Raw genomic sequence first — 21,750 nt, 5'->3', positions numbered from 1 at the left:
TTTATTCGGTTTCTATTCTCAACACCATGCTCTCCAACGTCAGCCCGGGACCAAAAGCAAAGCTCAGGATGGGTTGGTCGTTGTGCTCCGGGGTCAGCCCGTCGAAGATATCCTTTAACACAAAAAGTACCGTGGGCGACGACATGTTGCCATAGTTCTTCAACACCCTGTAGGCCGGCGCATTCTTCTCTTTGTCAATGCCCAACGCATCCTCTATGCTCTCCAGTATTTTTCTGCCCCCGGGGTGAATGGCAAAAAAACGGATCGCCGAAATATCGGACCCGATGTTTTTCAGCAACGTAGCCGTGAGACGGGCGATGCCACTCTTTATTATATCCGGCACATAGGTCGACAGCTTCATCTCAAAACCCAGGTCACCGATAGCCCATGCCATGTCGCCCTCTCCCTCGATGGCAAGTTCGTTACAAAAACTCTCGAGTCGCAAACGCGGGGTCGCTGTCGTCTCGCCTTCCACCAACACAGCCGCCGAACCATCGGCAAAAAGCGCATTGGCTAAAAGATTATCCTCTGTGGCCACTTTCTGAAAATGCAGGCTGCAGAGTTCGGTGCACACCACCAGCACTTTGGCTTTCACATCGGCCTTGCAAAACGCATCTGCCACTTTCAAAGCGTTGAAGGCGGCATAGCACCCCATGAAGTTCACTCCCGTGCGTTGCACGTTTGTTGACAGGCTCAACGTCTTCACCAGGTCCACGTCAAGACCCGGTGCATACATGCCGGTGCAACACACCACAACCAGGTGCGTAATGCTTTTCAAATCAAATCCGGGACGCTGCCCCAACATGTTCTGCACGGCGGCGTAGCTAAGGTTCAAAGCATTCTCCTTGAAAAAACGCAGGCGTTTGGACGTGGAGGGAAACGGCTCGAAGTCGGCCGCGTTCGAATAGAATGTGAACTCCCCGGAACGCCCATAATCTTCCAGCACCGAGTGCCGGTGAGAAATGCCACTGGCATTGAAGATCGCCCGCAACTTCCGGCCGTCCTCATACGACAACTGCATGGCTCGTGTCATGAAGTCGGCGATCTGTGACTGGCTAAAGCGATGCGATGGGTTGGCCGTTCCAATGGCGCTGATGTGGCTCATGCGTTTCAATATATTCCAAAAAACTATAATTTAAGTCAGGCTGTTCTTAGCTTCGGAAATTAATTTTTTGCCTATGCTTTCTTTGTCGTCGTGGTTACACATGCGCATTCCGTTTTCTTATTTTTTGATGCCCGTGTTCCTTTTTACCCTTGCGATATCTCCTAATAACAGTATGTACGAGCCGGTGTTCTGGACATTCATTATTGTACACCTCCTGCTATACCCTGCCAGTAATGGTTACAACAGCTATTTCGACAAAGATGAAAAAAGCATCGGCGGTCTGAAAAATCCGCCGCCCGTAAACAAAGGACTCTATTCGCTTGCCTTGTTTTTCGACGCGCTGGCCATTGGTTTGGGATGGTTGATGATCAATTTCACGTTTGCCATCATGCTCCTTATCTATGGCCTGGTCTCGAAAGCCTATAGCCACCCGGCGGTCCGGCTCAAAAAATATCCCATTGGGGGCTGGTTGGTGGCGGGGATCTTCCAGGGATTCTTCACCTTCATCATGTGCTACGTGGGCATCAACAAATTTTCGCTCGAAACAGCCTGGCAGTGGCCCGTACTCATCCCCGCAGCCTTGTCTACCCTGATGCTTTGGGGTAACTATCCCATGACACAAATCTATCAACACGACGAAGACGGACGCCGTGGCGACAAAACGCTAAGCCTCTTGCTGGGGATCCGCGGTACGTTCTATTTTGTAGGTGCTGTTTTTGGGATGGTCACGCTGGCCTTTGTGGTCTACTTTAACGCGTATTTCTCAAGCCGCCAGGCCATCGCATTTTTGATCGCCTTGTCGCCGGTGGTACTCTATTTTCTATACTGGTTCGCCCAGGCCTACCGTGATGAAACAAAAGCTGACTACCAACACACAATGTGGCTCAATTTTATTTCGGCCACCTGTCTCAACGCTTTTTTTCTTTACCTCACGTTTTCCGCGATGAAATTCATATAAAAAATAAGCCGGCGATGGTTTGTCGCCGGCTTGCTTTATTGAAAGGGAAAATTATTTTTCTACTCGATCGAAGGCGCAACTTCCTGTGGCGTCGCTTCCACCACCGTGGGTTTAGGAGGAGCCGAAGCCGCTTTCTGCATCACGTATTGATTTAAGAAATACATCAGGAACACGGTCAGTGCCGTGGCACCGATAACGACCCATCCCAACGCTCCGTAACGTTCTAGTTTGCCATCGGGGCTCTGCACCACGATCAGACCCGCCACAAACGTGGCGATGCCCCCGGAGATTTGTTGCACCGACGAGTTAACGCTCATAAAAGCGCCGCGGTCTTGGGGATCGGGCACGGCCGAGATCAATGCCGAAGAGGCAATCATGCGCGACGATACCCCGGCGAACATCAACACGCTGATCAATGTGACCAGCCAAAACGGTGTGACACCCAAATTACAGTAGTAGGCCACCAACACCGAGGTGAGCACGGATCCCAGTACAAAAACCTTGTATTTGCCAATGGAGTCGGTAAGTTTTCCGATGAAAGGTCCTGTGCCCATAGAAAAAATTCCTGTAACCAAATAAAGCGCAGGCAACACATCCGCGCTCAGTCCCAGGTTGTTGATGCTGAACGCGCTACCGAAAGGCATGAGCATGAAACCTCCCGTGGCCAGCAACGTGGTTGCCGCAAAGGCTTTCGCGTATTCCGACCGCGTCACGGTTTGAAAAAGGTGCTTCAATGCGTTTCTCTGGATCTTGTTGTGAAGGTGGCTATCCACCGGCCTCATGTACATCACAATCAGCACCCCCACGATGAGACTCACCACAACGATGAGCACGAAAGGCAAATGCCAGTCCCACTTATTGGCCAGGTAAAATCCAATCGGAATGCCCAACACCTGGCTGCCGGCAAAGGCCATTTGCACAAAGCCCATCACGCGGCCGCGAACTTCCAGTTTGAACAAGTCGGTGATGATGGCAAACGAGATGGAGCCGATCACCCCACCGAAAATTCCGGTAAAGATGCGCGCCAATAAAAGTGCGTAATAGTCCTGGGCAAGCGCGCAGAACGCTGTGCCCGCAATAAAGCCGGCATAAAAGAACAAGAGCATTTTCTTCCGGTCGAACTTATCGGCAAAACCCGCTGCCAGCAATCCGGAAAGCCCGGCGCTGATGGCATAGCCCGACACGACCATGCCGAACTGGGCGGTCGTGATGTGCAGTTTGGGCATGAGTATGGCTCCTAACGGAGACAACACCATGAAGTCCAAAATGATCGTAAACTGAAGAAAGGTTAAAACGGCAATGATGAATACCTCATAGGAGGAAAAAATCTTTTGCTTAGTGGTCGAAGGTTGGGTCATATAAAGGTTGTGGTTAATTAATCGGTCAATTCCTCACAGGAATAGCCGCATTGTGTGATGAGTGAAATGATCTCGGTGGGCTCGATGCGGTGGGCCTCCACACGCAACACGTTGTCCACATCCTCGACGTCCACACTCCACTTCTTAATGCGCGATTCCTCTCCCAGAATGGGTGAAATCTTCTTTACGTCGTGTGCAAATCCAATGTTGGTTTTGAACACATGAATGTCGGGGGATATTTCATTCATATAGGTGCCCTTCATAGGGTGGTTTTCCAGGTTGTTACTAATGCCATACGCGGTATTTCTCATGGGGTTGCGCATTTTGGTAAATAAATGAATGTTCATTCTTTATTGTAGATACAAGCTTTCCGTTGCTGTAGACGTAAAAGTTATTTTTTTAGTGCTTTCACCACCAGATTAAATGCGTCGCGCATCTTGGCTTCGGTGAGAGAGAATTTTCTGCCCGCCAACGACTTTTTTAGCATGTGAAATTTAATGAGGGTGTACAGCGGCCCGTAAGCGATGGCCCAGAAGATCTCCAGGGGCAGTTCGGTCAGCTCTCCGCGCTTGATGGCATTGCTAAAAAATTGCTCCATGGCGGCCTTGAACTTCGTGATCTTGATGTCCTTATGGTCCACCAGCGGCGAGCTCCGGAATTGCTCCATGAACAAAATATGGTTCGGATAATTCACATGGTGGTCGAAGCGGTTTTTCCATTGCAGCCACAAGCCTTCCTCAAAAGTCATTTCCGGATCAAAACCTCTCAGGCTCGAATCCGAAAACACTTCGTCGATGGTGATGTAGAGTTGGTTCAATAAATCCTCGCGATTCTTAAAATACAGATAGATCGTAGCCGGCGATATGTTCGCTGCTTTGGCCAGTTTCTGCATGCTGAAACCGTCAAAACCTTCCTTCACGATCATTTCGATCGCTTTTTCCCGGATGGCTACTTCTTTTGCTTCGTCGCGTGTTCTCATTGACGGTTCAAATATAAATGAATGTTCATTCATTTATGAAATGATCCGCCAAAAAAAATAAAAAAGGCCAAAAAGAAGGGTTTAAGCCTTCTTTTCCAATACGTCTTTCATATTGTGCAACACCTTCACCCAGTTTTGCTCGCTTTGTTTTTTCTCTTTTTCGGTTTCCACGCCGTCCTGCGCCACCGTCACCAGGGTGCCGGAACCGTCGGGGGTGAGGATAAAGGAAATGTTTGCGTAGTTCTCGGGAAGGTCGGGGGTGCCCTTCATGGAACTCCAGTAGGAGTAGCGCAAGAGGCGGTTGGGCTCGTTGGCGATGATAATGCCCTTGTCTTCATAGGGTTGGCCATTCCATTCGCCTTTAAAGACCACGGGGTTGCCCACTTGCCAATCCGACTGGGCCTCGGTTCCGAAGAAATATAATTTGATGATGGAAGGTGTGGTCAGGGCTTTCCATACTTCGGCGGCGGGAGCGTCTATACGCACCGTTGACGTGGCCGTCATGTTCATCTTTAAGGTTTCCATAGAGCGTTTTTTTTGTTGAACAATTTCGATCTGATGTTCCGCAGCAATTGGCGCAACGTCATAAAAATTAACTCCCTGTGGCTCTTAAGAGTTTCGTCGTTCACCGACGATTTCAACACAAAGGGCCGGTATACCGGCCCTTTGAACTATGGATGATTTTCGTGCCGCCTTTTTCACCGCCTCACCTCGCTAAAGCTTCGGCGAGCAAAGAGCGGAGACGCAAAGTCGGCGCAGAGGAAATGCAGGTTACGATACGGCGGCGCCGGCCTTTTCCAATAGGGCTTTCGTGGCGCGGATGCCTTCTTCTTCGGAGAGCTTGCTGCCTTCGTATTCGATGCCAATGAAACCGGTGTAGCCAGCGTCTTTCACGATCTGCAACATCTTGGTGTAGTCGGTTTCTACGCAGTTGCCTGCGGCGTCGAATTCGTGGGTTTTTGCACTCACGCCTTTGGCGAAAGGCATCATCTCGGCGGTGCCTTTGTAGCGGTCGTATTCTTCCACGCAGCTATCCTTCTCGCGCTTCAGACAGAAATTGCCGAAGTCGGGCAGGGTGCCGCAGTTGGCCATACCCGTGTCTTTGATGACGGTGCTCAGCCAGCCACCATCGGACGAATAGCCACCGTGGTTCTCCACGATCACGTTGATGCCGGCTCCTTTTCCATATTCGGAAAGCAGGCGCAGACCGTCGGTGGCGGCTTTGCCCACCTCTTCGCGGGTGCCTTCACCGTGCGCGTTTACGCGGATGGAGTGGCAGCCCAAAAATTTGGCGGCATCCACCCACTTCTTATGATTGTCTACGGCTTCAATGCGTTTTTTCTTGTTGGTATCACCCAGGCCTCCTTCGCCGTCGATCATGATGAGCACGGCGGTGATGTCATTGTCCGTGCAGCGCTTTTTCAGTTCGGTCAGGTAGGCTTGGTCCTTGGCTTTATCCTTGAAGAATTGATTCACAAATTCAACACCCGAAACACCGAAGTCGTTTTTGGCTTTTGCCGGGAAGTCGAGGTTGTCGAGTTTTTTGTCGAACAGCGTCTTGTGCAACGACCATTCGGCGAGGGAGATCTTGAAGAACAATTCTTTGGGGGCAGCGGCGGCCTTGATGGCGGCTGAGTCAACAGCAGCGGCTGTGTCAGCGGCGGTAGGTTTTTTGCCGCAAGCGCTTAAGAGGGCCGCGCCGGGCAGCGCGCTCACGGTGATGAGGCCGAGCGAGCGCAAAAAATTTCTGCGATTGGTTTCCTGGTTCATGATTTTCTGGTTGATGATAGATGATATTTTAAAGTAAGGATACTTTCAGCCAAAGCCATCCCTGTTTTCCGTAGGTGGCGCAAAAGCCAGATTTCAGGTATTAAAACGGCTCACCGTGTGTGTTGCGCATAATGGTGTTGGCAACGGGCCGAATGTAGAGCGCCAGGTTCACGGCGAGATTCGAGGCCCAATAGCTGCCAAACAATTTTTGGATCTGTCGCCCGGACCATAAACGTCCTTTAAAATTCTCGTTCCATTGCTGCGTGTACAATTTTTCCATGGCCTCGCGCGACACCTCTCCCCGATTGAACTGGATAATCCGTTCGCTCACCATTTTCGCCCCGTGAATGGCCATCGCCATGCCGTTGCCACAAAGCGGCGCAATCATGCCCGCGCTGTCGCCCACCATCAGCACATGATCTTCCACGCACGATTTAGTGAGGAACGACACCTCGTTGATCACCTCGGGCCGCTCAAAAAGAAATTCAGCGTGGGTAAAGATCTCTTTCAACAGCGGGTTGAGAAACATCACCTGCTCTTCCATGTCGCGAATGTTTTTGAAGCGTTTCAAATGATCGCGGTGGGTCAGGTAACAGAGGGTGGTCTTCCCGTCTTCGATGTTGCTCATGCCGCAGTAGCCGCCTTTAAAATTATGCAGGGCGATGAGATCGTCGGGGTGTTGCGTGCGGATGTGATATTTCACACCCACATAGGGTGAACGTTCGCGGATGAATGCTCTTTGCAGCATGTGATCCATGCGCGAGCGTTTGCCAAAAGAGCCAATCACCACGTCGGCCTCCAGCGATCGCGCCGGGGTGCGAACGTGAAATTTCTCTCCTTCGAAGGTCGTGGCTTCAACTTCCTCCGAAAGAAAGAACTCCACGCCAAGTTGTTTTGCTTTTTCGTAGAGGAAATTGTCGTAGGTATACCGGCTGATGCCGAAGCCCCCAAGATCCAGCGGCATCGTGCTGCTTTTTCCGGTTGCCGAAGAAAGGGTGAATCGTGTAATGCGCGGCGGATTGAATGGTTCCGGGAAAAGATCGTTGGCCTTCAAAAATGGAACGGCTTCGTTTGAAATGTACTCACCGCATACCCGGTGAAAGGGATAGACCTTTTTTTCGACGAGGGCGCACGAAATACCCGCCTTCGCCAATTGCACAGACGCCACCAGGCCCGCCAGGCCCCCACCGATCACGACAACCCTTTTCAAGAATTATTTTCCATAAGTGAGAAAATTATAAAGAAAGAATCAACCGTGCTATTAAAATCCGTGCTGGAATAGATCTTGCACGGCAACCTTTTACGTTTATACAGTGTTTAAGGACTTAAGTTGGCTTTATGGAAACAATCTCTACACCTCTTCAAAAGCGCCAGGCATTGGAGCCTTTGCACGTCTTACTGATCGGAAACAATCCCATCGACATGGGCAAGGTCCTGGACAAATTGCACCAGGTCCGCAGCCAGAAGATGGACACCGAAATCGCTTTCGATCTGAAAAGCATTTTGGAACGCCTGATTCGCTTCCGCCCGAATTTTATTCTCATCGACGACAACATCGGCAAACGCGAACTCCTGGAAACCGTGAATGAATTGTCGACGCACAATAAAACGAAAGACATTCCCATCACCGTCCTCAAAAATTCCAACTACCATGAGGCCCTGGCTTCGGGCAGTATCCTGGATTATTTGCTGAAGCAAAATTTGTCGGCCGAGGATCTTTACAACACCATAAAAAATTCGCTGCGGTTCCGTCGCACACAATTGTATTTATATCAGGCGTATAAAAAGCGCAAGAAGCAGTTGATGGAATACATGCAATAGGACCGCACGACGCCCCGTGCCAGAATAGCAAAGAATTTTCCCGGCCTCAGATCTGATCTCTTAGCTGCATTTCTTTTTTCATGCGTTGACCTTTGCGGAGGATCTCCACGCGTATTTTCTTGCCAGGCTTGCTGTTAAAAAATCCGTTGATCATGTTCAGGTTCAGATCGCGTGTGGCAATTCCGTTCACGCTTACGACAATATCACCTGGCAAAATGCCGCTGCGTTGTGAGGCCGATTGATCGCGCACTTCCGTTACTTCGAAAATGTTGAGCTGCGAGCCCTTTGCTTTCAGCGTAAGCCCGCTAAGGTTGTAGTAGAAGTTCTTTTTAAAGGCGGCGTTCTTTTTCAAATACACTCTTTCGCGCGGGAAATTGAAGATCACCGTAAAACGGCTCAGCACTTCTCCCCCGATGGCACCATTCCGGAATACGTTGCCCACTTTTATACTGTCGTTGTAACTGTTGGGGTCAGGGAAATTGCAGATCACTCTGTCCAATGTATAGGTGCCCAGCGAGAGCGATTTTATCCGTCCTACTTTACCAAAGATCTCGCCTCCCAGTCCACGGCCGATCAGGCTGCTCACGGTGTGTTCGGGCACCTTGATGAGGGTGTCGGAAGAGGGCTCGAGCATCAGGCCGTGGCTGGCGCCGGAGTCCATCAACATTTTTGCATTCAACGTGCTGCCATTTTCAAGGGTCACGGGCGCGATCATGTAGGGTTTCGTGTCCTCGATCATAATGGGAATGGCCTGGAACCGTCTCCCCTTGTGAAATTTCTCCGGCAGCATCAGCGTCAGGATCTTTTTTTCGTAGTCGATCTCGATGATGAAGCGACTAAACAATTCGTAGCCCAGGATGCCGTGCACGTCGGTGCCGAGGTAATTTCTCAACTCCAGATAGTCCTCCTCCAAAACCAGCATGGCATGCCCCCGTCCATGGACGCCGGGCAGTTCGATCGAAACGTTGTTGGTGACATAGGCATCTACCAGCTTCACACCGCCGGGTCCGGAAATGGTGTATTTCCGGGAATAGGGAAGATTGAGAATGTCGGTAAAAGTTTTTTGCGTGAGAATGGTCGTGCGCACCCCCGTGTCCAAAATAAATTTTAGCGGCAATGCATCGTTCAACACCACCGGCACCACGATCAGGTTGTTAAAGACCTCGATGGGGATGCGGACTTTCTTTTTGCCGTCCGCAAGAGAAAAGCCCAGATTCTGGTTCTGGGGTACATTCTGGCCATGAAGATGAATGCCAAGTCCGCATAGAAATAAGACAAACAGGATACTCCGGATCATAAAAAATCAACACCCATAATGGTCAATATAGAACAAATTTCAGAGAGTGTGATATAACCCCCCTTACGGGAATAATCGGGATAAAATCTTTTCTACATCGTTTTCGACGATCAGAAAATCAAGATTCCCCTGTTTTAGAAATCCCCCGTCAACCATTGTACGCATTTGGTCCAGCAAGGGGTTGAAAAAGCCGGCGATATTCAGCACGGCGATGGGTTGGTGAATGAGGCCTAGTTGGCGCCAGGTGAGGATTTCAGCCAGTTCGTCTAACGTGCCCCAGCCGCCGGGCAGGGCGATAAAAGCATCGGAGAGATCGGCCATTCGTTTCTTGCGCTCGTGCATGCTGCCAACGATCTCGAGGCGCGTCAAAAAACCGTGACCGACTTCGCGGTCCATTAAAAATTGAGGAATAATGCCGATCACTTCGCCCTGGTGTTCCAGAACGGCATCGGCGACGATGCCCATAAGACCAATGTTTCCCCCTCCGTATACCAGGCCGTGTGAGCCTTTGGCAAAAGCCCGGCCCAGGGAATAAGCTGTTTCTGCATAAACAGGATCATGTCCTACAGCCGAGCCGCAGAAAACGCAAATGTTCATAGCAGTGTGGGGGGAAAAGTAAGCGTGCTAACTAGAACTTGTTGTCGTGCTTGTTCTTGCTCACCATTTTGTTGGGGAAAATCCAGGGCGCCATAATGGCTAGGATAAAAAGAGCGATCACTACAAAAAAAGGCCACCATGATAAGTCCATAACTGAATTTTTTTAGGAACGTAAAAATAGGCCCAAAGACATTAATTTTTAAACAATGCGTCATAAAATTGTTTAGCTTGTTAACCTCGATTTAAAAAAGCGTACTCAACCCCTGAGACCCATGAAAAAGTTTCTCGTCATAGCAGGTATCGCCGTGACTATTTTGATCATTTTGGGAGTGCTCACCAACTACTTCCTGACCAAGCACACTAAGTCGTTCAGCCCCGAAGAAGAAACGGTTTTTAAACAGGACGCCCTGGAAATCAAGGTGTTCTATAATCGCCCCTACAAAAAAGGAAGGCAGATTTTCGGCGCACTGGTGCCCTATGGCAAGGTTTGGCGCACCGGTGCCAACGAGGCCACTACCTTCGAGACCAACAAAGACATTGAATTTGAGAATCAAAAACTAAAAAAAGGCAAATACAGCCTCTGGACCATCCCGGGGGAGGAAACATGGACCATCATTTTCAATTCCGAATACGGGCAATGGGGAATCGGTCCTGGCGGCGACGCCAACCGTGACCCGGAAAAAGACGTACTCAAACTCGAGGTCCGCTCTGTTCAAAGCGAACGCGAATTTGAGCAATTCACCATCTCCTTTGAAAAAACCGGCGCAGAGGCCGAGATGGTGCTCATCTGGGACAAGACCCTGGTGGCCGTTCCCTTCTGGCAGTAGAATCTATTTCGCCCGTGCCACGGCTTTTACCGTAAGCTTTTTCGGCTCTTCCGGCGCTGCCGGGATGGCGTTCACAAACATGGTGAGCCGGGTTGCATCAGCGCCTTGCGCAACCAAATAGTCCGTGATCTGCTTGGCTTCTTGCTGCGTGCGGTCGTTGTGATACGTGGTCCGCGCAATCATCACTTCTTTTTGATAGGGTTGTCCCAGGCTGTCCGTGGCAGTGACCTGGCTGGCCACCGAATCGACAATCATCTCTGTCAGGTCCGGGTCGCTTTTCACGGAATCCTGCAGGTAGCCTTTCAACATCACCTGGATCTCGAATTTCAACGACGGGTTTGCCTTCACCAGACGCGTTAATTTTTTCAAGGCCGTCTGCGACGATGCCTCGAGCTCGCTGCTGTTGGGTTTGAAGGTCACGGCATCCAGGCTAAGCTCGTCGCCTGCTGCGGGTTGTTTCAGGGTGACATTCACTTTTTCTTTCTGCGGTGTTTTGTCGGTCGTCAGGTCAAAGCGTTTGGTGAAGTAGGTGATGTTGCTTTGCTCGGGGTCGATCGATAATTCATAATGACTGCCTTCCCGCAGGTAGACCTGGTAGGATCCATCGGCGAGCGGTCGTCCACTGTACACGCGCTTGCTTTGATCGAGATCGGTGATGTCGATGTAGGCCGCTGTCGGTGCGTTGGTGGCGTCTGTTATTTTACCTTCTACTTTCATCATGCCTTTCGGCCGAAGTTCCTGCGGGATGAGGAACTCAACGATCTCGCTGTTCTTGCGAGGTCCGGGGGCTTCCTTTAACAAATATCTTCCCAGGGCGGCAACGCTCACAAATTGATCGTCCTTTTCGGTGTTGACGAAATCCATGGGCACAGGGTCAGACCATTTTCCATTGGCAAGTCTTGTCAGGTAAAGGTCCATGCCGCCTTTGGAGCTCGCCATTTTGTTGGACGAAAAAATCAGGGTTTCGCCGTCGGCCATGATGCGCGGGGTTTGCGAATTGCCGGTGTTGATGTTAGCGGGAAGCTCTACGGCTTCGTCCCACTGGCCGTTGGGTTTTTTCTTCGAATAAAAAAGTTTACAACCATCGGCTTTGCTCTGATCCATTTTGTCGCACCGCATAAAATACAACGTGGTCTCATCGGCGCTTATGGAAGGACAACCTTCGTTGGATTTTGTGTTCACGGGCAACATCAGGTTCACAGGTTCGGCCCATGTGGTGCCTTTCAATTCGCTCACCATAATATCATAGCCACCCACGACGGGCGACTTGGTGGAGGTATAGAATAGTTTTTTGCCATCGGCGTTGAGTCCAAAGCCCCGCAAGTAAATAAGGCGGTGGTTGATGTTTTTTGGAATGGTCACTGGCTCCGTCCAATCGTTTTCACGCGACGTGTAGGAAAGCGTGAGCGCGCCGTCTTCGCCATTGTCGGAAATGAACAGCAGGGCATTGCCGTCGTGACTAATGTAGGGATCGAACAGGTTCAGAGAAGGGTGGTTGATAATTCCGGGGAGACGCCGCGTTTTGGCCTGGGCCCAGAGTGTGGCCGTGGGAAGGGCCAGAAGCAAAAGCATGCTGAACAATTTTTTCATAGGGTCGCAGTATGGACAATTAAAAGTAGCGAATTCTTTACCAAGGGCGCCGCTTCGCACGACGGACCTGAAATATTTTCAGATTTTCAGCAGCCCCAAAAGGTTTTTCGGATTTGCACCGTACCTTGGTAGTTGCATAATTCAAGTCCTAATTCCGTGCCATGATACAGGTAATTCCGTCCATAGCCATCCGCAAAGGCAAAGTGGTGAAGATGCGCAAAGGCGATCCGTCGAGCGAAAAAGCATACAACGAAAACCCGCTGGACCTGGCCAAGCGTTTCGAAGACCACGGCATTGAAGTCGTTCACCTGGTCGACCTCGATGGCGCCGAAAAAGGAAGCCCCGTCAACTGGCATGTGCTGGAAGCGGTGGCCGGCTACACCGACCTCAAAGTAGATTTCACCGGCGGCATCTCCACCGATGGCGACATCAGCAAGGCCTATGAATTTGGCGCCGACTATATCACCGCCGCCAGCATCGCCGTGACCGACCCTGAACTTTTCGCTTCGTGGATCATTTCCTATGGCCGCGAAAAAATGACATTGGGCGCCGACGTGGTCGACCGCACCACCAAGCAACTCCTGTTCCGTGGCTGGCAAAATCGCTCCCAACTCACGCTCTTCGAACACCTCGAATACTTTTATTCCCGCGGATTGAAATACGTAAAGTCCACCGACGTGTCGCACGATGGCGTGTTGGAAGGACCGGCCTTCGAATTCTACGAAGAGATCGTCCAAAAATTTCCCGAAATATGCGTTCTCGCGAGCGGCGGCGTGCGCGGCGTGGACGACATCAAGCGTCTGAATGATATGGGCATCTTTGCCGTTATTTTTGGCAAGGCCTACTACGAAGGCTTTCTCAACCTGAAAGACCTGGAACAATTCCTGGTGAAAAAGGAATCGTAAGCGCTTTCTCCTAAAAAATATACTTCACCCCTACTGTAAAATTCCGACCGAGGTCGTCGGCATAATACTTCATGCGGTTGGTGTATTCGCGGTAGCTGGTGTTCAACATATTGTCGACACCAACTTTCAGGTCCATTCGCGAAGATCCAAAAGCATGCGAGATGCCCGTGGAAAAACCACAGAGAAAATAGCCATCCGGCGCCGGCATGAAGTCGAAGTTCGGAATGGGCTGGCCGGCATCTTCCAACGCCTGGATCTGCTCGACGGACATGTATTGCGGCGCACGATTTTGTTTTGCTACATATTTCAGACGCAGATCGGCATAAAAATTCTTCCAGCTTTTATATTGTGCTTTTTCATAGCGCAAGCCGACCTCGTACCGATTGGAAGGAATAAAGACCAGGTAGTCGTGATTCACCTCATCGGTCGCCCGGAGCAACGAAGCCCTTGCGGTAAGTTTTAACGACCTGTATAACCAGTAAAATGCGGAAAGGTCAGCGCCCAGAAACGAGGCGTCGGTTTGGCGGTAGTTGAAATACGGCGTGGGGCCTGTGAACGTCTGCGTAATGCCCGACGGTCTCAAATAAATATAGTTGAAGATATAGTTGTAATACCCCGACGCCTCCACGGATATTTTGTCGCGATCGTAATGCCAGGTGGCTACCCATTTTAAAGCGTTCTCGTTTTTATAGTCGGTTTTATTAATGTCCAGAACTCCTTCGTTGCCCCCCAACAACAATCCATACTCAACGGCACCCGCGCTCTGATGCCGCCCAAAGCTATAAAGCTCGGCCACATGCGGGGGCCGCCACGCACTCCCGACTGACGTCACGAACTGCATGTATTTGCCGATGCGCCGGTTGACACCCAAGGTGCCGGTCATGCTGTGAAAATTGAGCTGGCTGTGATAGGGCGCATTTTTATAGTCATAGCCCGACACATCATAGTGTTTGAAATCATAGCGCCACCCCGCATCGATCGTCCAGGCACCGGCATGAAATTTTTCAACGATAAATGCGCCGGCCGAAGTGCTCGTGAAGTTGGGGATGAATGGAATGCGCTGCGTTCCATAAATATTGTTGTTGTCCTGCAGCATGCCGTTCAAACCCACGCTACGTTCGGTTCTCGTGCCGACGCGCAGCCACTCCAGGTCGAGCGTATGCGTGTACAATTTCAGGTTGATGGAAGGAATATCATTCAAGTTGCCCCGGCGTACATCGAATTCTTTTCGCTTGTTGATCTGCAGTCCGTATTGAAAGCGGTACGTATTCTTCCCTTCCACATGCTCGCCGTTCAGTTTGAACAGGTCGTGACTCACTTCCTGGCGTGGGTTGTTGATTTGATACGTGAAGTCTTGTGTATTTTGAGGCGGCTCGCGCTCGAGTGCATTTTCAAGGTCTTGCACACTCTCCACGACAGAACCTCTCAGAATGCCGAGATTGCTTTTGAAGTGGCTGTAGAAGGCTTCAATCCCATTTTTCTTTTTATGATATCCCGCGGCAGCGGAATAATTCAACTCGTTAAAACCGGTATTCGACAACACGTAGTCCGGCGCATGAAAATCGCCTCCCTTTTTGCCGGTGCCCTGCACTCTCCATCCAAAACCTTCCCATTTTTTCGAGCCTCCCTGCAGCATGCCGGATGCAGTCCCCGAACGGCCATTGGAGTTGGCGATCATGTTCCATTCGCCACCCAACGTGGCGTCTACCGGAAGCGGAGCGGGATTGACCAAGATAACACCCCCCAAAGCATCGGTACCATATTTAATCGCCCCGGCATCTTTGATCACCACAATATTGGAAGCAATAAACGGATCGATTTCCGGAGCGTGCTCCGCGCCCCATTGTTGGCCCTCATGGCGAATGCCGTTGTTGAGGATCAATATCCGCTGGCTGTGCACGCCATGGATCACGGGTTTAAAAATCGTGGGGCCCGTTTGAATGGAATTTACCCCTGGCATTTCGCGTAGCACCTCGCCAAAAGATCTGCCCTTCGCTTCGTCCAGCGTTTTGCCGCTTAACACGGAGATGCTTTGTGTTTCGTTCTCTGTCTTGAACTTGTCCTCGATCACCACTTCCTCCAGCACTTCGTCTTCTTCTTCCATTTCGATTTGGAGCACTTGTGAAGCTTTTAAGTTGAGGGATTGCTGCTGATCTCTATAGCCCAGAAATTTTATGGTGACGGTATATTTTCCGGCACAAAGACCGGCCATGTGATAATGGCCGTCTGCATCGGTGGCCACGCCTTTCTCCAGACCCGAAATAAAAACGGCGGCGCCCGGCAATGGCTCGCCTTGCTTGGACGCGATCGTCCCCGAAAGCACGAGGTCGCAGGGCTGCTGGGCTTTTGCCTGGAATGGCAGCAAAGCGGTGAGGAAAATTAAAATTCTAATGGAATTGGTCATTTTGCAACAAGGTTGCAAATAAGTGAATGGAAAGCAAAAAACCTCAGTCTACTATATCCTGAAGTTTATATTTCTCAAAAAGATAATAGAGGAAATTGAAGGAAAGGACCGAGTCGTCGCTGTGGGAAGAGGGCTTATTGGCGTTTTTTCCGCTTTCTGCCGCAGTCTTCACGGTGCGATGCGCGTTATTGCGGTTGGCTAAGGAGTCTTTTACGGCCGGTGTCTGGAGTTTGTGGATGGCCTGGGGTTCCATTTCGCTGGACGAAGAAGAATAAATGACTTTGTCTCTCTCTTTTTCGGCTTCTGCGTCGTAGGTGCCGGCGTCCAGGGCGGGGAAGGTGTTATCTTGGGCATGCGCCGTATTCGTACCCAGTAGCGATACCAGGCTCAGGCTTATGGCGAACAAGATGTAATGAAGTTTTATCTTCATGGTTTTGCAAAACTAATGCAGGAACACCAGAATTTAATTTTTTGTTTCTGAAAAGTACAAAATTAAACGGTCATTCCCAGTTCTTTGGTATCGCAACAGTATGGAATTTGACTTCATGTAAGCAATTTTATGTTTTTGTACGCTTTTTAACCCCCGAACGCATGCTTTCACCGACCATACAGTGGGACGATTTTATGAAGGTAGACCTCCGCGCCGGCACCATTGTGAAGGCCGAACCCTTCCCCGAGGCCAAAAAACCCGCCATCAAGCTGTGGGTAGACCTGGGCGAGTTGGGCATAAAAAAATCCAGCGCCCAAATCGCGAAACATTATTCCCCCGACACGCTGGTGGGAAGACAGGTGATATGCGTAGTCAATTTTGCACCGCGTCAAATTGCCACTTTCGTCTCTGAAGTGCTGGTCACGGGTTTTCCCGACGAGGAGAATTTTGTGGTGCTGAGTAGTATCGATAAAAAAGTGCCCAACGGCGCGCGTCTTTTCTGATCCCATGATCCGCTTTTCACAACTTGAGTCCATTACCGGCGGGAAGAACATACTGTTTTCTTCCGACACGCCCGTCACCACCATCAGTCTCGATAGCCGCAAGGCCTCGGCAGCCGAGGGCACGGTTTTTTTTGCCATCCGCGGCGAGCGTCACGATGGTCATGACTATTTGCAGAATCTCTATGCACAGGGAATCCGCCAGTTTGTGGTGGAGCGCCCGTTGTCTTCGCCGGAAGTTTTTAAGGACGCCAACGTCATTTTGGTGGGCTCGGCCATTGATGCCTTGCAACGGCTGGCGGCATTTCATCGCAGCGCTTTTTCTATTCCCGTGGTAGGCATAACCGGCAGCAACGGAAAGACCATCATCAAAGAATGGTTGTTCCAGATGTTGTCGAAAGACCGCGTGGTGGTTAAAAATCCCGGCAGCTATAATTCGCAGATAGGTGTGCCGTTGTCGGTTTGGCAGTTGCAGCCGCATCATCAGCTGGGGATTTTCGAGGCGGGGATCTCACGCCCGGGCGAAATGGAAAAAATAGCGCAGGTGATGCAGCCCACCATTGGGATCTTCACCAACATCGGTTCGGCGCATGACGAGGGATTTAAGAACCGGGAGGAAAAAATCCGCGAGAAGTTGAGGTTGTTCGATCATGTGCAGACGCTCATTTATTGCCGTGATCATAAGACGCTGCACGACATTTTGCTAAAGCGGGGTCTGCCTGCGTTTTCCTGGGGCGCTTCGCCCGAATCCGATCTGCAGGTCACACCCCACGACAATGCCTGGGCCATCCGTTATAAGGCACAGACCGAGATCCTCCGGCTACCTTTCACCGACACGGCATCGGTCGAAAATTGCCTGCATTGCGTGGCTTTGTTGCTGACGATGGGCTATTCTTTTTCCTTTATCCGCGAAAGCGTGCAAAGCCTGCGCGGTGTGCCCATGCGCATGGAGTTGAAAGAAGGCATTTATCAAAGTCAAATTATAGACGATACCTACAACAACGATCTGGGCGGCCTGGAGATCGCGTTACAATTTCTGACGCATCAGCATCAGAAAAAAAAGAAGCGCGTCATCCTCTCCGACATTCTGGAATCGGGGTTGGAAGACGAAGCGCTGGTGAAAAAAATTGCCGGACTGTTGACTAAAAATGGCGCGGCGGCTTTTGTGGGTGTGGGGCCTGTGCTAGGTCGTTATCAAAACGTGTTTCCCGCCGGATCATTGTTCTATGCTTCGACTGAAGACTTCCTGGCGCAATTCGATTTTGATTTGCTACAACAGGAAATCGTGCTGGTGAAGGGAGCCCGCGTTTTTGCGTTCGAAAAAATCGTTGGTCGTTTGCAGCGTCAAGTGCATGGCACCGTGATGGAGGTGGACCTGAATGCGCTGGTACACAATTTCAATTATTTCAAATCTACTCTGCGGCCTTCAACCAAGATCATGGTGATGGTGAAAGCCTTTGCCTATGGCAGCGGGAGCACCGAGATCGCCAACTTGCTGCAATATCACCAGGCCGACTATCTTGGAGTGGCCTATGCGGATGAAGGCGTTGCGTTGCGAAAAAACAACATCACCCTGCCCATCATGGTGATGAATCCCTCCGAGGAAAGTTTTGGCATCCTATTTAGTCAAAACCTGGAGCCGGAGATCTATAGCTTTAAGATCTTTCATGCCCTGTTGAATTATCTGCAGGGCAAACCTTGTAAGATCCATTTGAAGCTGGACACGGGCATGCACCGCCTGGGTTTTGAATCCGCGCATTTGGATGAGGTCATCGCCTTGTTGCTGGCCAATCCGCAAATCCGCGTCGCTTCCATTTTTAGCCATTTGGCTGGAGCCGACGAAGCCACGCACGATGATTTTTCAAGGGCGCAAGGCCGCGCTTTTGAGACCGCGGCAAATCAAATCTCGAAAGCCCTTGGCTACCGGCCGCTCTACCACATTTTAAATTCACCCGGCATCCTTCGCCTGCCCGAGTTGCAGTTCGACATGGTGCGGCTAGGCATCGGGTTGTACGGCGTGGACCCGACCAGCGAGGTTCATCCCCTTAAACCCGTGGTTACGCTAAAGACCATCATCTCCCAAATAAAAAAGATCAACCAAGGCGAAAGCATTGGCTATGGAAGACGCGGCGTGGCCGAAAAGGACCTTACTATCGGCACGATTGCTATTGGTTATGCCGACGGATTTAGCCGCGCGTTCAGCCGGGGAGCAGGGCGTGTGTTGGTGCATGGAGCGCCCGCGAAAGTGATTGGCAATGTGTGTATGGACATGACTATGGTGGACATCACCGGCATCGATGCGCGCGAAGGCGACGAGGTGATCGTGTTTGGAAAGGGCCTGCCCATCCAGGATGTGGCGGCTTCGATCAACACCATTTCCTATGAGATCCTGACCAGCACCAGCGAGCGGGTGAAGCGGGTCTTTGTTTCAGAAGGAATCTGATCCTGGGAAGCGTCAGCCACCGCAGCCGAGGTTCTTTTTCAGGTTGCGTTTGGGGAGACCGCCGAAGTCGAATGGGTCTTCCGTTTCCTCCGGTTGTTTTTCCTGGGGGACGTTTTCTTCCGGTTTAGGCTGGGGTTTTGTTTCCGGGGTCTCTTTTGGCGTCTTCTGATCCGTATTTGGAGTTTCCATGTTGCTTCGGGAGGGACGTTTATGGTCTAACACAAAATTAGGGCGAATCGCTCTCCAAAAACCGGGGATTAATGGGAATCCGACCGCGATTCCTTACTTATTTAAAATATCCCGCAAGAAACCTTATCTCAGGTTTTTATCTGTCATAAATCATTGTTTGAGAGGGGAACCGCCTTTATATTTGCCTTGTTTAAATTTAATCTAAATAAGAGGAAATGGCGGGCAGTTCAAAAAATGTGGCGGAAATGCATCCAGGTGAGGTGGGCATTGTTTCCGGATTTACGGATGACCATCTGTCGGTGAAGCTCATGGAAATGGGATGTCTTCCCGGCGCCGCCGTTCGCTTCAATTTTACAGCCCCGTTTGGCGACCCGGTGTGTATCAGCGTCTCGGGCTATGAACTATCCCTCCGGCTGGAAGAAGCCGCCACGATCTCAATTCTCGATTAATGACCTCGTCGCGGAAGCCTAAGATTGCTCTGGTGGGCAACCCGAACTCGGGGAAATCTTCGCTGTTCAATCACCTTACAGGCCTCAACCAAAAGATCGGGAATTTTCCAGGCGTTACCGTCGAAAAAAGGACCGGCCATTCGCAACTTCCCGACGGCACCACGGCCGACATTATCGACCTTCCCGGTATCTATAGCATCTACCCCCGCAGCCTCGACGAACAAATTGTGGCCGAGGTGCTATTAGATCATCATTCGCCTTCCACTCCCGATAAAATCGTTGTCATCGTAGACGGCACTAATCTGAAGCGCGGGTTCTTGTTGCTCACGCAGATCATCGACATGGGTCTTCCCACGATTTTGGCCTTAAACATGATGGACCTGGCCGCCAAGGCAGGCATCAGCTACGATTTCAATGCCCTCTCAAAAAAAATAGGTGTGCCCGTGGTGGCCATCAACGCCCGCAAAGGTGTTGGCCTCGACGAGTTGAAAAAGCTTATGGAAAAGCCTCTGAGCCCACCAGAGAAACCTGTCTTTTCCATTTGGCCCGAAGTTGAAAGTGCTGTTAAAGAACTTCGCGCCACCTTGAACGTCGACAACGATTATGAAGCGTATCAATTCCTGGAACAGCCAAAATCGCTCAAATTTCTAGGCGCCGCCGATCAGACCAAGGTCACGAACATTCGAAATAAGTATTCTTTTTTCCCGGGCAAATTTCAAGGTGCAGAGACTATTCAGCGGTATAGCTTCATCCAGGATTTGCTCAACACGGTCACACTGAAGGCCTCCGATCATTCGTGGAAGAAAAATTCCTCGCGCCTCGACCAGATCGTCACCCATAAGGTGTGGGGATATCTCATTTTCTTCGCCCTGCTCTTTCTTATTTTTCAATCCATTTTTGCCTGGGCCCAAGTGCCGATGGACCTCATCGACACGGGCTTCGCCAAGCTGAGTGCTTTTTTGGGCTCCGTGCTTCCAGAAGGGCCGCTCAGTAGTTTGGTGGCCGAAGGGTTGATCCCCGGCATTGGCGGCATCATGATCTTCATTCCTCAGATCGCCATTTTGTTTGCGTTTATTTCGGTGCTGGAGGAATCCGGCTATATGGCGCGCGTTGTGTTCCTCATGGACAAGGTAATGCGCAAGTTCGGGCTCAATGGCAAGAGCGTTGTGCCGCTCATGTCGGGCGTGGCCTGTGCCATCCCCGCGATCATGGCTACACGCACCATCGAAAACTGGAAAGAGCGAACCATCACCATTTTTGTGACGCCCCTCATGAGCTGTTCGGCACGTTTGCCGGTCTTCACGATCCTGGTCGCCCTCATTGTGCCCGACGAAAAGGCGTGGGGCTTTTTCAATTTGCAAGGTCTGGCATTGATGGGGCTATACTTACTGGGATTTGTCGCTGCCCTGGTTTCTGCCTACGTGATGAAGCTTTTGATCCGCGTAAAGGAACGCAGCTATCTCATCATGGAGCTTCCCACCTATCGCATTCCCAAGTGGTCGAACGTGGGCTATACCATCCTCGAAAAAACAAAGGCGTTCGTGTTCGAGGCTGGAAAAGTGATCATGGCGATTTCAATCATTCTGTGGGTGCTGGCCAGCTACGGTCCCGGCGACGCATTGAGCAAGGCGCGGGAAAATGTATTGGAGGAATCAAAAAATCTTCGCCTTACAGAACAGGGCTTGAACGACCGTGTGGCGGCCTACAAGCTTGAACATTCCTATGCCGGTGTTATCGGCAAGGGTATTGAGCCGATCATCCGGCCGCTCGGCTATGATTGGAAGATCGGCATCGCGCTCATCACCTCTTTCGCGGCACGCGAAGTATTCGTGGGGACCATGGCCACGATTTACAGTATCGGTAGCGTGAGCGACGATGACGCCGCTACCATAAAGGACCGCATGAAAGAAGAAGTGAATCCCGAAACCGGAGGACCGCGTTTCACACCCGCCACGGGATTTTCACTACTGGTCTTCTATACATTCGCCATGCAGTGTATGAGCACCATCGCCGTGGTATACCGCGAAACCAAAGGTTGGAAGTGGCCCCTCATTCAATTGGCCTATATGACCACGTTGGCTTATGTTTCGGCGTTCGCCGTATTTCATCTCCTGTCCTGATATAGGTT

The 21,750-nt window shown here is 50.8% G+C and carries 21 protein-coding genes; 8 read left to right on the top strand and 13 right to left on the bottom strand.

All coding sequences use genetic code 11. The annotated features are described in order from the left end of the window. Position 1: 1 nt before the first annotated feature. A complete protein-coding gene (locus BUB30_RS33440) occupies positions 2–1,105 on the bottom strand; it encodes a type III polyketide synthase (protein ID WP_073143214.1) in 1,104 nt (367 codons plus the stop codon). Positions 1,106–1,178: 73 nt separating this feature from the next. Between BUB30_RS33440 and BUB30_RS33435 the strand changes: the two genes are divergently transcribed. Further along, positions 1,179–2,063 carry a UbiA family prenyltransferase gene (locus tag BUB30_RS33435; protein WP_073143213.1) on the top strand — a complete coding sequence of 295 codons (885 nt, stop codon included), beginning with the start codon at positions 1,179–1,181 and terminating at the stop codon, positions 2,061–2,063. Positions 2,064–2,122: 59 nt separating this feature from the next. Here BUB30_RS33435 and BUB30_RS33430 read toward each other — a convergent pair whose 3' ends face one another. The 6 genes from BUB30_RS33430 to BUB30_RS33405 form a co-directional block, all read right to left on the bottom strand. Continuing rightward, positions 2,123–3,421, bottom strand: a complete 1,299-nt coding sequence (locus BUB30_RS33430; RefSeq protein ID WP_073143211.1) for an MFS transporter — start codon at positions 3,419–3,421, stop codon at positions 2,123–2,125. Between the two features lie 17 nt (positions 3,422–3,438). After that, a complete protein-coding gene (locus BUB30_RS33425; RefSeq protein ID WP_143165188.1) occupies positions 3,439–3,732 on the bottom strand; it encodes a hypothetical protein in 294 nt (97 codons plus the stop codon). Positions 3,733–3,812: 80 nt separating this feature from the next. After that, positions 3,813–4,400 carry a TetR/AcrR family transcriptional regulator gene (locus BUB30_RS33420; RefSeq protein WP_073143209.1) on the bottom strand — a complete coding sequence of 196 codons (588 nt, stop codon included), beginning with the start codon at positions 4,398–4,400 and terminating at the stop codon, positions 3,813–3,815. Between the two features lie 81 nt (positions 4,401–4,481). Then, entirely contained in the window at positions 4,482–4,925 is a 444-nt protein-coding gene (locus BUB30_RS33415; RefSeq protein ID WP_084138534.1) for an SRPBCC family protein, read from the bottom strand. A gap of 246 nt (positions 4,926–5,171) precedes the next feature. Next, complete coding sequence (locus tag BUB30_RS33410) at positions 5,172–6,170, bottom strand: sugar phosphate isomerase/epimerase family protein (protein ID WP_073143207.1); 999 nt, start codon at positions 6,168–6,170, stop codon at positions 5,172–5,174. Between the two features lie 100 nt (positions 6,171–6,270). Beyond that, positions 6,271–7,380 carry an NAD(P)/FAD-dependent oxidoreductase gene (locus BUB30_RS33405; protein WP_073143205.1) on the bottom strand — a complete coding sequence of 370 codons (1,110 nt, stop codon included), beginning with the start codon at positions 7,378–7,380 and terminating at the stop codon, positions 6,271–6,273. 128 nt (positions 7,381–7,508) lie between these two features. On the opposite strand from BUB30_RS33405, the gene BUB30_RS33400 reads away from it, so the two are divergent. Beyond that, complete coding sequence (locus BUB30_RS33400) at positions 7,509–7,991, top strand: hypothetical protein (RefSeq protein ID WP_073143204.1); 483 nt, start codon at positions 7,509–7,511, stop codon at positions 7,989–7,991. A gap of 46 nt (positions 7,992–8,037) precedes the next feature. On the opposite strand, the gene BUB30_RS33395 is transcribed toward BUB30_RS33400, so the two are convergent. Both BUB30_RS33395 and BUB30_RS33390 read right to left on the bottom strand, forming a co-directional pair. Further along, positions 8,038–9,288: a retropepsin-like aspartic protease gene (locus BUB30_RS33395; RefSeq protein WP_073143202.1), complete on the bottom strand. Its 1,251-nt coding sequence runs from the start codon at positions 9,286–9,288 to the stop codon at positions 8,038–8,040. Positions 9,289–9,351: 63 nt separating this feature from the next. Next, positions 9,352–9,885 (bottom strand): LOG family protein, encoded by a 534-nt coding sequence (locus tag BUB30_RS33390; RefSeq protein ID WP_073143200.1) that lies wholly within the window; start codon positions 9,883–9,885, stop codon positions 9,352–9,354. 272 nt (positions 9,886–10,157) lie between these two features. Here BUB30_RS33390 and BUB30_RS33385 point away from each other — a divergent pair, with 272 nt between their 5' ends. Continuing rightward, a complete protein-coding gene (locus BUB30_RS33385) occupies positions 10,158–10,712 on the top strand; it encodes a DUF2911 domain-containing protein (RefSeq protein ID WP_073143198.1) in 555 nt (184 codons plus the stop codon). A gap of 3 nt (positions 10,713–10,715) precedes the next feature. Here the strand turns inward: BUB30_RS33385 and BUB30_RS33380 are convergent, their stop codons facing one another. Then, positions 10,716–12,302 carry a PD40 domain-containing protein gene (locus BUB30_RS33380; protein ID WP_073143196.1) on the bottom strand — a complete coding sequence of 529 codons (1,587 nt, stop codon included), beginning with the start codon at positions 12,300–12,302 and terminating at the stop codon, positions 10,716–10,718. 161 nt (positions 12,303–12,463) lie between these two features. Here BUB30_RS33380 and BUB30_RS33375 point away from each other — a divergent pair, with 161 nt between their 5' ends. Further along, on the top strand, positions 12,464–13,207 hold the full coding sequence (locus tag BUB30_RS33375; protein ID WP_073143195.1) for a 1-(5-phosphoribosyl)-5-[(5-phosphoribosylamino)methylideneamino]imidazole-4-carboxamide isomerase: 744 nt from the start codon (positions 12,464–12,466) through the stop codon (positions 13,205–13,207). A 10-nt stretch (positions 13,208–13,217) separates the two neighbouring features. Here BUB30_RS33375 and BUB30_RS33370 read toward each other — a convergent pair whose 3' ends face one another. Together BUB30_RS33370 and BUB30_RS33365 are read right to left on the bottom strand one after the other, a co-directional pair. Next, positions 13,218–15,611 (bottom strand): TonB-dependent receptor, encoded by a 2,394-nt coding sequence (locus BUB30_RS33370; RefSeq protein ID WP_073143193.1) that lies wholly within the window; start codon positions 15,609–15,611, stop codon positions 13,218–13,220. Between the two features lie 43 nt (positions 15,612–15,654). After that, positions 15,655–16,041 carry a hypothetical protein gene (locus tag BUB30_RS33365; protein WP_073143191.1) on the bottom strand — a complete coding sequence of 129 codons (387 nt, stop codon included), beginning with the start codon at positions 16,039–16,041 and terminating at the stop codon, positions 15,655–15,657. Positions 16,042–16,202: 161 nt separating this feature from the next. Between BUB30_RS33365 and BUB30_RS33360 the strand changes: the two genes are divergently transcribed. Continuing rightward, on the top strand, positions 16,203–16,544 hold the full coding sequence (locus BUB30_RS33360) for a tRNA-binding protein (protein ID WP_073143189.1): 342 nt from the start codon (positions 16,203–16,205) through the stop codon (positions 16,542–16,544). A 4-nt stretch (positions 16,545–16,548) separates the two neighbouring features. Beyond that, positions 16,549–18,984, top strand: a complete 2,436-nt coding sequence (locus BUB30_RS33355) for a bifunctional UDP-N-acetylmuramoyl-tripeptide:D-alanyl-D-alanine ligase/alanine racemase (RefSeq protein WP_073143187.1) — start codon at positions 16,549–16,551, stop codon at positions 18,982–18,984. Between the two features lie 12 nt (positions 18,985–18,996). On the opposite strand, the gene BUB30_RS35390 is transcribed toward BUB30_RS33355, so the two are convergent. Then, positions 18,997–19,173: a hypothetical protein gene (locus BUB30_RS35390; protein WP_178377251.1), complete on the bottom strand. Its 177-nt coding sequence runs from the start codon at positions 19,171–19,173 to the stop codon at positions 18,997–18,999. Positions 19,174–19,388: 215 nt separating this feature from the next. On the opposite strand from BUB30_RS35390, the gene BUB30_RS33350 reads away from it, so the two are divergent. Together BUB30_RS33350 and feoB are read left to right on the top strand one after the other, a co-directional pair. After that, positions 19,389–19,622: a FeoA family protein gene (locus tag BUB30_RS33350; RefSeq protein WP_073143186.1), complete on the top strand. Its 234-nt coding sequence runs from the start codon at positions 19,389–19,391 to the stop codon at positions 19,620–19,622. Continuing rightward, positions 19,622–21,742 carry a ferrous iron transport protein B gene (gene feoB, locus BUB30_RS33345; protein ID WP_073143184.1) on the top strand — a complete coding sequence of 707 codons (2,121 nt, stop codon included), beginning with the start codon at positions 19,622–19,624 and terminating at the stop codon, positions 21,740–21,742. Before BUB30_RS33350 ends, feoB begins: the two co-directional genes overlap by 1 nt. The last annotated feature ends 8 nt before the right edge of the window (positions 21,743–21,750 follow it).

Origin of the sequence: Chryseolinea serpens (genome assembly GCF_900129725.1) — a bacterium.
GTDB classification, from domain to species: Bacteria; Bacteroidota; Bacteroidia; order Cytophagales; family Cyclobacteriaceae; genus Chryseolinea; species Chryseolinea serpens.
This window is presented reverse-complemented; position numbering and strand designations above follow the sequence as displayed.

What these genes read in the sequence shown, in the direction of transcription:
- BUB30_RS33440 (WP_073143214.1), bottom strand. Translation starts at nt 1,105, where the DNA reads ATGAGCCACATCAGCGCCATTGGAACGGCCAACCCATCGCATCGCTTT.
- BUB30_RS33435 (WP_073143213.1), top strand. Translation starts at nt 1,179, where the DNA reads ATGCTTTCTTTGTCGTCGTGGTTACACATGCGCATTCCGTTTTCTTAT.
- BUB30_RS33430 (WP_073143211.1), bottom strand. Translation starts at nt 3,421, where the DNA reads ATGACCCAACCTTCGACCACTAAGCAAAAGATTTTTTCCTCCTATGAG.
- BUB30_RS33425 (WP_143165188.1), bottom strand. Translation starts at nt 3,732, where the DNA reads ATGAGAAATACCGCGTATGGCATTAGTAACAACCTGGAAAACCACCCT.
- BUB30_RS33420 (WP_073143209.1), bottom strand. Translation starts at nt 4,400, where the DNA reads ATGAGAACACGCGACGAAGCAAAAGAAGTAGCCATCCGGGAAAAAGCG.
- BUB30_RS33415 (WP_084138534.1), bottom strand. Translation starts at nt 4,925, where the DNA reads ATGGAAACCTTAAAGATGAACATGACGGCCACGTCAACGGTGCGTATA.
- BUB30_RS33410 (WP_073143207.1), bottom strand. Translation starts at nt 6,170, where the DNA reads ATGAACCAGGAAACCAATCGCAGAAATTTTTTGCGCTCGCTCGGCCTC.
- BUB30_RS33400 (WP_073143204.1), top strand. Translation starts at nt 7,509, where the DNA reads ATGGAAACAATCTCTACACCTCTTCAAAAGCGCCAGGCATTGGAGCCT.
- BUB30_RS33395 (WP_073143202.1), bottom strand. Translation starts at nt 9,288, where the DNA reads ATGATCCGGAGTATCCTGTTTGTCTTATTTCTATGCGGACTTGGCATT.
- BUB30_RS33390 (WP_073143200.1), bottom strand. Translation starts at nt 9,885, where the DNA reads ATGAACATTTGCGTTTTCTGCGGCTCGGCTGTAGGACATGATCCTGTT.
- BUB30_RS33385 (WP_073143198.1), top strand. Translation starts at nt 10,158, where the DNA reads ATGAAAAAGTTTCTCGTCATAGCAGGTATCGCCGTGACTATTTTGATC.
- BUB30_RS33380 (WP_073143196.1), bottom strand. Translation starts at nt 12,302, where the DNA reads ATGAAAAAATTGTTCAGCATGCTTTTGCTTCTGGCCCTTCCCACGGCC.
- BUB30_RS33375 (WP_073143195.1), top strand. Translation starts at nt 12,464, where the DNA reads ATGATACAGGTAATTCCGTCCATAGCCATCCGCAAAGGCAAAGTGGTG.
- BUB30_RS33370 (WP_073143193.1), bottom strand. Translation starts at nt 15,611, where the DNA reads ATGACCAATTCCATTAGAATTTTAATTTTCCTCACCGCTTTGCTGCCA.
- BUB30_RS33365 (WP_073143191.1), bottom strand. Translation starts at nt 16,041, where the DNA reads ATGAAGATAAAACTTCATTACATCTTGTTCGCCATAAGCCTGAGCCTG.
- BUB30_RS33360 (WP_073143189.1), top strand. Translation starts at nt 16,203, where the DNA reads ATGCTTTCACCGACCATACAGTGGGACGATTTTATGAAGGTAGACCTC.
- BUB30_RS33355 (WP_073143187.1), top strand. Translation starts at nt 16,549, where the DNA reads ATGATCCGCTTTTCACAACTTGAGTCCATTACCGGCGGGAAGAACATA.
- BUB30_RS35390 (WP_178377251.1), bottom strand. Translation starts at nt 19,173, where the DNA reads ATGGAAACTCCAAATACGGATCAGAAGACGCCAAAAGAGACCCCGGAA.
- BUB30_RS33350 (WP_073143186.1), top strand. Translation starts at nt 19,389, where the DNA reads ATGGCGGGCAGTTCAAAAAATGTGGCGGAAATGCATCCAGGTGAGGTG.
- feoB (WP_073143184.1), top strand. Translation starts at nt 19,622, where the DNA reads ATGACCTCGTCGCGGAAGCCTAAGATTGCTCTGGTGGGCAACCCGAAC.